Source organism: Enterococcus sp. MSG3299 (genome assembly GCF_050555765.1).
Classification (GTDB): Bacteria; Bacillota; Bacilli; order Lactobacillales; family Enterococcaceae; genus Enterococcus; species Enterococcus faecalis.
On the sequence record NZ_CP187869.1, the window covers coordinates 1,555,708 to 1,569,019 of the forward strand.

The following is a 13,312-nucleotide window of genomic DNA, read 5'->3' on the forward strand; positions in this document are numbered from 1 at the left end:
CTCCTCCAAATGTTGTATTATTTATAGTCATAAATCGTTACGCCTTTAACCACACGATTCACTGTACCTGTCGGTGAAGGGGTATCCGGTTTATTTCCAACTTTAATAGATGTTAAAAGTGCGACTGTTTGGGCTACCATGATATCTGCTAATGCTAAATAGCCATCAGGTAATAGAGCAGTTTCTGCGGAATATTCAATAGTTGAACCTGAGAAATTACGTTTGCCAGGTTGAGCAATCGCAAAAACACCCGCCGCAATTTCGTCACCGTGAACTTCTTCTAAGATATCCAAATCATAATCTCTTGTGTATGGTGTATTATTAACAAAACCAAACATTATTGTTTTTTCATTAATAAATGATTTTGGTCCATGACGGAAGCCCATAGAAGAGTCAAAAATTGTGGCAACTTTGCCGGCTGTTAGTTCTAAGATTTTTAATTGCGCTTCTCTTGTCAAACCAGCTAAACTTCCAGAACCAACATAAACAATGCGTTCAAAATCAAGGTTAACAATTTCATTTAATTCTTCTTCACGGGATAGCACTTCTTCACCTAATTTAATTAGAGCGGTTACATAATCTTGTTTTTGCTCAAAGGCTGTTTGATCAAAGAGTAGTAATGTACCCAAGGTCATGCAAGAAAAGCTACCAGTCATCGCAAAACCACCATCATTGGAACGTGTTGGCATTAAGAATAAAAAGCTGTTTTCTTCTTTTTGGCTTATTTGTGCCAGTTGTCCTTCTTCGGCACAAGTGATCGCTAAATGATGAATTGTTTCAACCACTTGATTAGCTACTTCAACTGCCGCTAAACTTTCAGGACTATTTCCACTTCTTGCAAACGAAACTAACAATGTTGGTTCGTCTTTAATCAGATAATCTTCTGGTTTGGCCACAATATCCGTTGTCCCAATACTTTCGAATGAAAAGGCTTGTGTTTCGCCGTGTGCTCGGAGATAAGGTACAACCGTATCACCGACATATTGCGAAGTCCCTGCTCCTGTAAAAATTACTCTTGTGCGTTTTCCTTGCGCTTTGGCTTGGACTTCTTTTAAAAAGTTTTCCAAAGCTGTTTGATTTTCATGATAAAGTGTCACGGTTTCTTGCCAAAGCTCAGGTTGCTGACGAATTTCACGTGTCGTGATTTCCGCTCCTAGTTGTTCTAGTTCTTCTTTTTCTGCTGTAAACATACTTAACTCTCCTAACTATTCCGAATATGGCGTATCTGATAATGAAATTGATCTGCTCGCGCCACACTCAACGTAAATTCAATAATTTCATTTTTCATGTTATATGTCTGGCGTGCTAAATGAAGGACTGGCGCTCCTTCTGGAATCATCAATAATTTGGCATCTTCTTTTGACGCAATGCTAGCGTATAATTCTTCATCAGCTAAACGAACGGTTTGCTTAAAATCTTCCGAAAATAGATCATATAATGGCTTGCTACGTAGTAATTGATCCGTGAGTGATAAGAAAAATTTCACAGGCAAGTATGTGTCTTCAACCATTAATGGCTCGTTATCAGCAATCCGTAACCGACTTAATTTAAAAACTGCCTCTCCTAACGAAAGATTCAAATGCTGACAAATAAATTTATCCGCTTCCAATTTTTCGAAGGATAATATACGGGTATGTGGTTTTCGACCCAGCCCTTTCATTTGTTCTGTAAAACTATATGCGCCAGCTAAATCAGCGGCCTCTTTTTTTATATCTGAAACAAATGTTCCTTTGCCATGACGACGATAGATGGAACCTCTATTTTCTAGTTCTTGTAGCGCTAACCGGACCGTCGTCCGACTCACTCCATATTGTGCAGTCAATTCACGTTCAGAGGGCAACTTGTCATGAGGAATCATGCATGTTTCGATTCGTTCCTGCAGCAAATCAACAAGTTGATGATACAAAGCTTTGTTTTTAAAGGCATTTTCCATAACTTTCTCCTTTACCCTAACTGGTTATAACCACAAACCAATAGTACGGTGGTTTTTTTTATTTTGTCAATAAAAAGTATTAATAAATATCTTCATACCGCTATAACCTTGAAATGACAACGTTTACATTTTTTTATTTTTCTTTATTGTAATATTTTTTTCCTAAAGAAATCATTTTTTATAAAAAACCATCCTTAAATATGATACCAGTTGCTGGCTTTATTTTAAATAGACAAAAAAGAGTATGAGACAAAAATCACTTTAGATTTTTGTCTCATACTCAAAATCTGAAAAACAGTTCTATCCCGACTTCTTCCTTTCTATTGTTTGGTTCTGGCAACAACTAACAAGTAACTGATTTTACGAAATCCATGACAATATTCATTATTGAGCATATTCAATCCTTCTGCTAATTTTCGTATAAGATAAATATTGATTGAATGTGTTGACACAACGAAAGGCCGTCCTGTTCGCATATTGATCATAATAACGCTTGGTATACCACTGAAATTCTTTCGTCCAAGGTTTGACATGGCCAGTAAAGTGGATAATGGATGGTGCTCTTCTCGTTTCTTCATATTGTCTTTCTCCATAAATAGTCGGATGTTTTTTTGCTTTTGATAGAATATAGCCTTGGGCGTTCCACTTAGGATGCAACAAGGTCCAACGGTCGTGTAAAACCGCATTCAATGCATCTTGATCATGGAAACGTAATTTATCTGGATTTTCTTCAATAAATCTTAAGACTTTAGTGGTTACATCTAAATTCAACCATTTTTTAACATCGATTAGCAACAAGCCTGAGTTAAAATAACACATAGATTCTGCAGGAATCGCCATTTTTTCCAAACGTTGATGGAACCCTGCATCTTCAACAGCTGCGATGATATTTTCACCTAAATCAACTGTCCATAATTTTGCGACATCATCTAAGGCAATCATGTCACAATCCATATACAACAGCCGTTCGATCTGGCTTCCTCTAAACAGCTCTGGAATAGCAATCCTGTAGTAAGCTGTTTTGGGAATTCGTTCACTGGTTACAACATTTTTGAAAAAATGGGGGTTGATTTTTAAAAATGTTAACTCTGCATTGATTTGGGTATGTTTAATCGTAAAATACAGTAGTTGCTTGCTTTCAAAATTGATATTGTCATCAATCACATAAAAATGAACAGCTGCCGCTGAAGGACTATTTTCTAAAATTGAAACAAACATAGCAGCAAGATGCGGTACAAAGTTGGTATTGCAACAGGAGACAATCGCTAATTCTTTTCTATTTTCCATTTCTTGCACCTACTTTCTTTAACTTGTTTAGATAAAGAGCTGTATAAGGATGATTTTCTAACGTATTCCAGGGTTTATCGTGACCAGTAAAATGAATAATCGCTGGCTCTTGATTTCCCGCTGCATATAATTTTTGGTAAGCCTCATTAGGCGCTTCATGACGATTAAAAACTAAAGACGTCTGCATATTCCATCTTGGTTCTAAAGCTAGCCAATCTTCATAAAGAACGGCGTTTAAAGCATCTTGATCATGATAAACTATGCGGTCCTCATTTTCTTCTAGATACTGAATTGTTTTTTGCGTGATTGCTTTCTCGTTCCATCGGTCAATATCAATAATCATGACTCCTGAATTAAAATAATAATCGGAGGAATGGATGCCCAAACGTTTCAAGGCATATGCTTGACCAGGATCAATAACCGCACCAATCGTTTGGTTCACTAATGGCGTATCATACAACTGGACAATATCATCTAGAACAAGCGTATCTGCATCTAAATAAAGAACCTTTTTATAGCTATATTTTTGTAAAAGTGACGGTAAAGAAATGCGTAAGTAAGCGGTCGTTGTAATATGATCACTCACTAAAAAATTTTGATAAACTTCTTTGTCTGCTGTTAGAAATTCAACAGTCGTACTTTGTGAGTTACTACTAACCGTTTCTCGGAGTGCTTTTTTGCTAGATAGCGACAGCCCATCATCAATCACATAAAAATGAACAGGTCTCTCCGCATGACAATTTTCTAAAACAGTTGTCATCATTACATTCAAATAAGGAGCATAATTTTCGTCTGAAGCTGTCACAATTGGCACAATCTTCTGATTTTTTCTCATCAAAACCACTCTCCTCTTTTATTTTTATAGCTAAGTTCCTATTCAGAATAGGCCCTGAAAAACTTATCTGCAAATCATATGCTCATTATTTTATAATATAATTATAATAAAAATATATTTTATGGCTATAAAATAATTTTGTTTTCCGTTAACAACTATTAAAAAAACAACATTTCTCTTACTTTATCCTCAAAAATACTATTTATTTAATACTTGTTTTACTAATTTTTTTATCTAGAAATCCGCCTGTTGTATTTTCTGTTGATGGTAATTTTAAAATGTACAGCGAAACTCAATATAAATTCTAAACTGACTTCTTACTCAATAAAAGAGCGAAAAAGCCTGGGACAAAAATCACTTTGGATTTTTGTTCCAGGCTCAAAACCTGATAAATGGCGAGAACAGAACCAATTCCTTCGAAAATAAACGGTTCTGTCCTGACCTCCTTCACTTCATATATGATTCTCTTTCCCTTCCAAAAGTTATCCTTCTTAAATGATCTATGGCGTAGTCGGATAATTTTGGACTGTCGTTTGATTGCCATTTTGACTAAACAAGCTAGTTGATTGTGCATTTTTTTGTTTTTCTACTTCTAAGACTTTGTTTTTTTCAAAAGCCACATCATAGTTGTAGTCCTTTGGTTGCACTTCTTGGAATCCTTGTGGTTTATAAAAACGTAAAAGGTTTTCCTGATTTAATTTGTCAGATAAACTTAACGATTTTTTCACCCAATCGTTATCTTTCGTGACTTCTGCTTTTAAATCTGCTGGAACTTGGTCTAATTTTTTTCCTTGATTATTGTAGATTTCCCCACCTAGATAAGAAAATTGAGGCGTTACAAAATCGCCATTTCTAAAAGGAACCACTTGTTTATATTGAGGAGATAAAAGGTCCGTGCCAAAATGGATATAATTTTTATCATCGACACCTAAAAGATGGTACAGTGTCGGTAAAACGTCAATTTCCCCACCATATTCGTGCATGATTTTCCCTTGCGTATAGCCTGGCATGTAAAACATCAAAGGTACTCTTTGCAATTGCGCATTGTCATAGTTTGTCCACGTTTTTGGATCGCGGTTGAAGGCTTTACATAAGTCCTTGTTGTTCGCATCTGAAATACCGAAGTGGTCACCATAAATAACAAAAATAGAATGATTGTATAAACTTGTTGTTTGCAAGTAATGGAAAAATTGTTCTAGCGATTGATCCAAATAGTGCGCTGTTCGAACATAATCATCCACAATCGAATTGCCTGTGTTCAATTTAGGAAACGGGAAGTTTTGGTCATCCGTGTAATAAGGGGTATGATTGGTCACAGTTAAAAACTTCGCATAGAATGGCTGCTGTAAATGTTCAAGCTCACTAGCTGATTCACGCAACAATTGTTTATCTAAAATACCGTAACCTAGCATTTTGTCATCTTTTGAAAAATATGACCGATCAAAAAAGTATTGATAACCTAAGTTTTTATACACATGGTCTCGATTCCAAAAACTCCCCACATTTCCATGGAAAACAGCGGTTGTATAGCCTTTTTGTCCTAAAACAGCGGGAGCCGCTTCGAAAGTATTGTCTGATCCTAATTGTGTAAAAAGAGAGCCTTGCGGGAGCCCGAATGTTCCTGTTTCTAACATGTTCTCCGCATCACTCGTTTTTCCTTGCCCTACTTCATGAAAGAAATTATCAAAACTGATTGTCGCTTTGTTTTGATAGAGCTGATTTAAAAACGGTGTAACCTCTTGGCCTTGGACTTTCATATTAATCAAAAATTGTTGAAAACTTTCTAAATGAATCACAAATACATTTTTTCCTTTGGCAATCCCGGCATACTGCGGATTAAGCGGTAAATTGTTTTGCTTGGTAAATTTCATGATTTCAGGTAATTCGTTTGAACTAGCTTCTGCTCTTACCTCATTTGACATGGCTGTTTTGACACCATCGATGGCTGTGAATGCATCCAAGCCAAGATATTTTACAATATAATTACGATCAAAAATTCTTTGAAGCAATTGAGGACGATCGGTTTCGCTTAAAAATAAGTTAACCGAAAAGAGCAAGACACTTAAACAACTAATTGAGATCGCCAATCTTCTGTTGATAGGTTTAGTCATAAAGACTTGATGATTCCGTCGCTGTTTAAAAGAGTAAAATACCAAAACGAGCAGCACTAAAGTATCTAGCCAATAAAAGACATCGTGGACCCTCATTAAGGCAAGTAAATCACCAGAAATTCCTTCTGAAACTTTTGAAAAGCCAAAAACAGATTGGATGGTAATAAAGTCAGTGAATTCACGATAAAAAATAATATTCAAATATAAAATTAATGTATTTAAAACATTTAAAAGAGTTAAGCTAAGCATAAATGTTTTATGCTTTTTAAAATACAAACTAAAACCAAATAATAACAGCGTAGTAGCAACTGGATTGAACCATAAAATTTCTCGCTGGAGACTGCCCTTAACGCCCAATGAGAAATCTAGGTAATACGCCAGAATCGTTTTTGCCCAAAAGAGTAAAACAAAAAATAAAAAGAGTCCTAATCGGTTATTTATTTTTTTCATCTAAGTTTGTCTTCCTTTCCCTTCAAAAAAATCTTGATTTGTTAAAAATAAAACCTAACTCTGCGCAATGACTTTTTCGCTAGCGGAGAATTGGATAAATAACTTAAAAAGATAATCGCAATGGCGCAGCATCCAAATAAAAGCCATACGTTTGTAAAAGGTGTTCGAGTAAGCGAACTAGTAATAGGCTTTGTAATTAAAAGACTTGGTAGCGCAACACCTAAAGAATTGCCAATTTGCTTACATGTCACCGCAATGGCTGCTGCCGTTCCTGACTGAGAAAGTGGCATTCCTTCAATCGCTGTAATGGTAATCGGTGAATTTAACATCCCAAACCCAATGCCTAAAAAGATATAAATAACAAATAAAATAATCATAGGCGTTGTTTTAGTTACAAATAATTGTAAAAAGCTAACAGCCAACATTGAAATACCACAAAGCATAATAGGACGTTTCGTCCCTATTCTCCCTACCATTTCGCCGGCTCTCGGTGCAACAAGAAAACTAACAAAAGCCAAAGGAATGGTTGATAAGCCAGCTTCCAACGGGCTGAAGCCTCTCATCTCTTGCAAATATAGCGTGTTTAAAAATAAATAGCCGTTATATATGATAAAGCCAAAAATAGCTAAAAAAGAAGCCGATGTAAATGGAATAGATAAAAAGAAACGCGGGTTGATTAACGGATTGTCAATGTTATATTCATAAATAAAGAAAATGACAATGGCTAAACAGCCGATTATCCCAGTACTTAAAATATCTGGCGCGAAAAGCCCTTTTCTAGGTAGTCCGATAATGGAATAGATAGAACTAAATAGAAAAAGAATCATCAATGCTTGACCAACAAAATCATTTTTCGCCGTTTTCTCTACTTTTGACTCAGGTACAAACTTTTGTGTAAGGATAATTGCCGCAGCAATGATCGGTACATTTACAAAAAAGACATACCGCCAGCTAAAATAAAAAACATTTAGTCCGCCAATAATCGGGCCCATGCCTAAGGAAATCCCTGTAACAGAGCCCCACAAGCCAATTGCTTTCGCTCTTTCTAACTTTTCGGTAAATACCTGTGTAATAATAGACATTGCTACCGGATTTAACATAGAACCGCCAATCCCTTGCAACATGCGAAACGCGATCAATTGCCCTGGGGTTTGCGAAATCCCACATAGGAAAGACGCTAAACCAAAACAGGCTAAGCCCAATTGAAGGACTCGTTTACGGCCAATTCGATCTGCTGTAGACCCAGACAACAATAATAAGGATGCTACCATTAAAGTGTAGCCATCTGTTACCCACTGTAATGTAGACAGATTCGTGTGAAAATCACTTTGAATGGATGGTAACGCCACATTGACAACCGTAACATCCATGGTCACTACAAACAAACTCATGCAACAAGTATACAAAATAACTTTTTTTCTATCGATCATAAAAACAGTCCTTTCTAGCAACTACATAAAACAGGAAAAGCAACAATGACACTTAAACTTCTAACGACACAGTTATCGCAAGTACTCACGTATCAACAGTTCTTTATATTCCTTGCCATTTAGTTATTTTATATTTAAAAAAGTAAATCTTTAGATAGCCAAACTATACACCAGAACCCCTTTAAATTGAACCGTAACAGATACGATTTATCGATTCTTAAGTTATTAAATAATTGAACATTCTGTTCAGAAATATCGAACAGCCCCATAATTGAGCATCTCTTTTAAACAATGAACAACAAAAATAGCCTTATCCGCAGCAGAAGTAAATCTAAGCGAATAAAGCTATTTTTGGTAACTATTCCAAAGTAATTTTAATGGCTAAGTCTCTAGCAACTTTTGTAAAGTTGCCTTGATTTGACCAGGTTGGACAAAAACCGAACTGGAAACATTTCGGTATAAATAAAATTTTTGTTTTCGTTCAATCGGTAAAAAGAAGAGTTTAGAATCAATTTCCTGCAGTTGTTCTTTCCGAAGAGAGATCACCGCATAAACTCCTTTACTTTTTTCAATGAGACGAGTAAGCATCAACGTATCGTAGCAACAAACAAGCGGACTTGTTAATTGCAACATTTCTAGCACACTCTTGGTAGCTTCTAAATGATCTAAGTGATGAGGCAAAAATAGAAATGGATAGTTGGTCAAACAGATGAAGCCTTCTTCCTCAATTTCTTGTTTAATTTCTCTTGAAACACAAAGATACATTTTTAGTTCAATTAATTGTTCTTTCTTTAAAACTGGACTATTCACATCTGCAGAAGTAATCACAAAATCCAACTCATGATTCTCCAATTTATTCAATAACTCAAACGATGAACCATGGTAACATTCCCAAAAACGATTCAGTTGATCCTCATTTTCTGTCACTTTATACATCAAGGACGTATTTCCAAAACCTAAACGCATCACTGGATTCTCAATCATTTCATGCAGATTAAGTTTCATTTTCTTGGCCTCGTTTAAAATGATATATACAGATTGGACGATTTTATCACCATAGGAATTTAACGTCAAAGAATTCCCGTTACGGTCAAAAAGTAAATGGCCCAATTCACTTTCCAAATCTTTTAATGACGCACTTAAGGTTGATTTACTAACATGGAGTTCAGAGGCTGCTTTGGAAATACTATTATATTTTGCAATGGTATAAAAATATTCTAATTTTTCAATAGTCATCTTTTGTCATCCCTTTTATTCAAATTCATTTGCCCACGTAACCTGTTCAAAACACGCCTCACTCTTTATCAATAGCGTAGTTATTTTTGCTCTAATAAGCTATGTCCATCTTGTTATTTTTCTATAACTAATAGCAGATGGATATGAAAGTGCCTTTGGTAAAACTTTTTCTCGGAAATAGCATGAACATTCGCAACAAATTCAGCTTATTAAAAAAGGCGTCTAGCTTTTTCTATTTTACGCAAATTTACTTAAGAAATTCCATTTCAATTCTTTTCTAAAAAAGGTAAGATGGACACAACAAATGTTTCAGTTTCCATGCCCATTTACTTTAAGGTTCAGCGTTATCTACTAAGTATGAAGAATGTCAAAGAAAGGTTAGGTACTCCCAATGAAAATCAACTATTTAGGTACGGGTGCAGCAGAACGGATTCCAGGAATTTTTTGTAATTGTAAATTATGTAAGTACGCTCGAGAGAAAAAAGGACGAGAAATTCGTACACAAACTCAATTAATTATTGATGATGTCCTGCTGATTGATTTTCCAGGGGATTCTTATTTACACCTGTTGCAGTACGACTTGTGTTTTGCAGACTTTGACTCTTTACTAATCTCTCATTGGCATTCCGATCATTTTTACGGCGAGGATTTGGCTTATCGAATGTCTGGTTATGCATTAGATATTCCCAATCGTTTAACTGTTTACGGAAATGAAGCAGTTAAGACGTTTTATCAGCGCGCCTTTGATTTAGAAGGTCGTCAAGACGATACCCGATTACATTATCAGGTTATTCAGCCCTACAAATGTTTTACTATTGCGAACTATACGATTTATCCCCTTCCTGCACAACATGGAAATTTCAGTGAAGATTGTTTTATTTTCGTTATAGACGATGGTAAAGATGCTTTTTTATCCACCCATGATACAGGTTACTTTACGTCAGAAATGTTTGAATATCTTGAAAAGAGCCACTTACTTCTTAGTATTGTTTCTTTAGATTGTACTAGTCAAACAAACGAAACTGGCAATAGTCATATGAATTGGGAAGAAAATTTAAAATTAATTGCAGAATTAAAAGAAAGAAAACTCGTCACAGATAAAACGATTTACGTTGCCAACCATTTTTCTCACAATGGCGGCTTGTCTTATGCGGAGATGGCGGCTTTATCTCAAAAGCATGAAATCATTACGAGTTATGATGGTTTAGAAATACTAACTTAATCGGATTATTTGCCTTCTTTTCAGCACTATTATATGCTTTTAACCGATAATTACAAGGTACTTTTATCGTAACTTACACTATCTTAAAAAACAAAAATACTCGAAATTTCCCGTGATTCTGGAAATTCCGAGTATTTTTATGGTTCTTTACGCTGCTGGCACAGCGGATAAACGTTTATTTTCTTCTTCATTCACTCGATTAACAATAAAGTTATAATTCACTTCATTTAGTCTTTGACCATGATTTCCTGTTTGCTTAATGCCACCATTGGAATGAACACCAACTACTTCAAACTGAGCATTATAGATTGGTGAACCAGATTGACCACCGGTTGTATCGATATCATAAAATAGTAATGGATTTTCTAAGTCTGTAAAGTTAGATGTAAACAAATTATTTTCATGAGACCATTGCGTGTGGTTTTTCTCACCTGGATAGCCTGATATTGTGACATGGGTATCTGAAGATTCAAACTTTTTCAAAACAAATGGCGTTAAAATTTCTCCCAACTCTGGGCCATCAGGACGATCGTTTTGTTTGCCGACAGTCACGACCGCAATATCCGCATTCGGGGAAAAAGCTACATCAATCACTTTGAATTTGCCAAATGGTGTCGCACTGCCATCTCGACCTGGATAAAACCAAGCATCATCTTTGGCATTCGGATTTAATACTTTGGCATTCTTAAAACTTTCAGCCACATGATTATTGGTGACAATTGTATTAGTTCCAACAACAAAGCCTGTTCCTAAAGAAATATAGCCTGGTTTACTGGCAGGGGAAATGATTCTTCCGATTGACGCAAAAGGCGCTTCGGTTGTATCTGCCACTTCTTGTCTTCTGTCCTCAGGGTCCAGTAACGATCTTTTTTGTCGTGAATGACTTTCGGCAGGAACGATATACTCTTCTGCATTTGCAGACAAGCTAAAACCGGCTATCAAAGTTACTAAAATCAGAAACAAAAAACCAGCACTAATTTTTCGTATGGAGAACTTTTTCATAAGATTATGCCACTCCTTATCCATTTTTATTTAATTGGGGAATTTTTTTTATTCATTGACTAGAACAGATTCACTTGGTTGGTTTACCTGAATGTCTTCTTTAGCTCCGATTCCAGCAGAGTTAAAGGCTGCTGACACCACTGAAGCTGCTTCATCGCCATATTGAACTTTTGCAGCAGCAAGCATCGCATCACGAGCATCACTGAATTGTGCTTTAGGTGTTAAGTAATTTACTAACGAGCTGTAGAAAATAGTCTGTGCTTTTTCAATGCCTAAGTTCTGGATAATGGTGTAACCAATCCGATTAATAATTCCACTGTTATAATGAACACCGCCTTGATCATAATAAGGCGTTCCTTTATATCGTGCTCGATCGTCGTATTGAGCCATGGTTTCTGGTTGTCCGTGTTTACTTGGCGTTTGTAAATTTCGAATACCTGTTTTTCGGTCAACACTCTGAGTATCCGCACCAATTTCTGGATTAGATGCACCCGAAATAATATAACCCATCAAATCAGAATAAGATTCATTCAAGGCACCTGATTGTCCTAAATATTCTAAACCGGCAGTATGTTCCGTCACACCATGTGTCATTTCATGACCAACTACATCTAAAGAGGAAGCATACGTTTTTCCTGTTGGTGTACTTGTTTCACCATAACGCATTGCTTTTCCATCCCAAAAAGCATTGTCATAAGCATCTGGATGTTGTTCATCAACAACTGACAAGATGGGCATCCCTCGATCATCAATACTGTGTCGTTGGAAATGATCTTCATAATATGTTTTCACAAATTTTCCATGCGTATAGGCGTCAACAGCATTCTGATTTAATGCTGCTAGTGATGGTGCTTGAATAATAGAATAATTATTTTTGCCATCAACTACTGCATGGTAAACCCCTGTGTTATCCGTTCCGTGTAAAGCAATTCCCGTATTGCTTTTTTCAACTGGTACATTAAACGTTACTTGAAAAGAGTTTTTTAACGTTACTTCACTACCGACATGTTCCGTTAAATCTTGTTTTTCCATAATTGTTCCATCTGTAGCGTTCACTTTATAAACCAATGATACGGGGTCACCAGTTGGCGAAGAAGTTACTCTGACTTTATAAAATAATTGCCCTTCATTATTTACACGTTTGTCAATAGCTAAAAAGACAAGATCTTTAGTTTCTGGATTATCAGAAGCAATAATTTTTTTAACTCCTTCTTCACCGATTGCATCAACCGATTGAATTTTCACAACTTGATCAACTGGATTTCCTGTAACACTTGTTACTGCACCGTTTTTATCTAAATGAATAATCACATTATCTGAATCAACAGTAACGCCTTCCGTTTGCTTTTCTAACTTAAGATGCTTCATCCCCCACGCATCTTCTTTTCGATCTACAACCGTATATTGTTCAGCAGCTGCCTCAGAAATTGCCTCCTTTTCCAACTTCGATAAAACTGTTGAAACTTCACTTTCTGAATAAACTTGTTCTTCTGCTGCTACAAAAAGTGAAGAAAATAGACATGAACTTCCAACAAAGATGCCTGTACCTAAAATGTATAAAATTTTATTTCCCTTCATCAAACGATTAACTCCTTCCCCAGTTTCCTTTTATTTCTTTTCCCAACAAAAGTATTGCTTTATCCTCCCTAATCTTTCCCGTTAAACGACCGCCCCTTTCCCTGCGTAAATATTTGTTGCTATTTTCATTATAGACAACTACCTAACCGGCACTATCTAAATTCCTTAATCAGCCGACATTTTTCCCTGTATTGCCCCTCATAACTCAATACCATAGCAAAAAAGTTG

10 protein-coding genes are annotated in these 13,312 nt (G+C 36.0%); 1 reads left to right on the forward strand and 9 read right to left on the reverse strand.

Translation table 11 applies throughout. From position 1 onward, the window contains the following. Positions 1 to 17 precede the first annotated feature (17 nt). The 7 genes from agaS to IGL23_RS07715 form a co-directional block, all read right to left on the reverse strand. Positions 18 to 1,190 carry an SIS domain-containing protein gene (agaS, locus tag IGL23_RS07685; RefSeq protein ID WP_010824729.1) on the reverse strand — a complete coding sequence of 391 codons (1,173 nt, stop codon included), beginning with the start codon at positions 1,188 to 1,190 and terminating at the stop codon, positions 18 to 20. 11 nt (positions 1,191 to 1,201) lie between these two features. Further along, a complete protein-coding gene (locus IGL23_RS07690) occupies positions 1,202 to 1,933 on the reverse strand; it encodes a GntR family transcriptional regulator (protein WP_002360115.1) in 732 nt (243 codons plus the stop codon). A 384-nt stretch (positions 1,934 to 2,317) separates the two neighbouring features. Next, entirely contained in the window at positions 2,318 to 3,220 is a 903-nt protein-coding gene (locus IGL23_RS07695; RefSeq protein WP_010710277.1) for a glycosyltransferase family 8 protein, read from the reverse strand. Continuing rightward, positions 3,210 to 4,055, reverse strand: coding sequence for a glycosyltransferase family 8 protein (locus IGL23_RS07700; RefSeq protein WP_430619635.1), 846 nt, complete (start codon positions 4,053 to 4,055; stop codon positions 3,210 to 3,212). Before IGL23_RS07700 ends, IGL23_RS07695 begins: the two co-directional genes overlap by 11 nt. Positions 4,056 to 4,555: 500 nt before the next feature. Next, positions 4,556 to 6,616 carry an LTA synthase family protein gene (locus IGL23_RS07705; RefSeq protein WP_002381784.1) on the reverse strand — a complete coding sequence of 687 codons (2,061 nt, stop codon included), beginning with the start codon at positions 6,614 to 6,616 and terminating at the stop codon, positions 4,556 to 4,558. 41 nt (positions 6,617 to 6,657) lie between these two features. Next, complete coding sequence (locus IGL23_RS07710) at positions 6,658 to 8,046, reverse strand: MFS transporter (protein WP_430619636.1); 1,389 nt, start codon at positions 8,044 to 8,046, stop codon at positions 6,658 to 6,660. A 381-nt stretch (positions 8,047 to 8,427) separates the two neighbouring features. Beyond that, positions 8,428 to 9,282 carry a LysR family transcriptional regulator gene (locus IGL23_RS07715; RefSeq protein ID WP_002408854.1) on the reverse strand — a complete coding sequence of 285 codons (855 nt, stop codon included), beginning with the start codon at positions 9,280 to 9,282 and terminating at the stop codon, positions 8,428 to 8,430. A gap of 391 nt (positions 9,283 to 9,673) precedes the next feature. Between IGL23_RS07715 and IGL23_RS07720 the strand changes: the two genes are divergently transcribed. Beyond that, a complete protein-coding gene (locus IGL23_RS07720) occupies positions 9,674 to 10,504 on the forward strand; it encodes an MBL fold metallo-hydrolase (RefSeq protein ID WP_002369253.1) in 831 nt (276 codons plus the stop codon). Positions 10,505 to 10,651: 147 nt separating this feature from the next. Here the strand turns inward: IGL23_RS07720 and sprE are convergent, their stop codons facing one another. Further along, the gene (gene sprE / locus IGL23_RS07725) at positions 10,652 to 11,506 is read right to left on the reverse strand and encodes a serine proteinase SprE (protein ID WP_024041544.1); all 855 of its coding nucleotides are present in this window, start codon (positions 11,504 to 11,506) and stop codon (positions 10,652 to 10,654) included. A gap of 48 nt (positions 11,507 to 11,554) precedes the next feature. Continuing rightward, positions 11,555 to 13,087 carry a M4 family metallopeptidase coccolysin gene (gene gelE, locus IGL23_RS07730; RefSeq protein WP_002379531.1) on the reverse strand — a complete coding sequence of 511 codons (1,533 nt, stop codon included), beginning with the start codon at positions 13,085 to 13,087 and terminating at the stop codon, positions 11,555 to 11,557. Positions 13,088 to 13,312 lie beyond the last annotated feature (225 nt).

Excerpts from the sequence above, each read along its gene's own strand:
- IGL23_RS07690 (WP_002360115.1), bottom strand. The coding sequence starts at position 1,933 with ATGGAAAATGCCTTTAAAAACAAAGCTTTGTATCATCAACTTGTTGAT.
- IGL23_RS07695 (WP_010710277.1), bottom strand. The coding sequence starts at position 3,220 with ATGGAAAATAGAAAAGAATTAGCGATTGTCTCCTGTTGCAATACCAAC.
- IGL23_RS07720 (WP_002369253.1), top strand. The coding sequence starts at position 9,674 with ATGAAAATCAACTATTTAGGTACGGGTGCAGCAGAACGGATTCCAGGA.
- IGL23_RS07710 (WP_430619636.1), bottom strand. The coding sequence starts at position 8,046 with ATGATCGATAGAAAAAAAGTTATTTTGTATACTTGTTGCATGAGTTTG.
- IGL23_RS07705 (WP_002381784.1), bottom strand. The coding sequence starts at position 6,616 with ATGAAAAAAATAAATAACCGATTAGGACTCTTTTTATTTTTTGTTTTA.
- agaS (WP_010824729.1), bottom strand. The coding sequence starts at position 1,190 with ATGTTTACAGCAGAAAAAGAAGAACTAGAACAACTAGGAGCGGAAATC.
- IGL23_RS07715 (WP_002408854.1), bottom strand. The coding sequence starts at position 9,282 with ATGACTATTGAAAAATTAGAATATTTTTATACCATTGCAAAATATAAT.
- IGL23_RS07700 (WP_430619635.1), bottom strand. The coding sequence starts at position 4,055 with ATGAGAAAAAATCAGAAGATTGTGCCAATTGTGACAGCTTCAGACGAA.
- sprE (WP_024041544.1), bottom strand. The coding sequence starts at position 11,506 with ATGAAAAAGTTCTCCATACGAAAAATTAGTGCTGGTTTTTTGTTTCTG.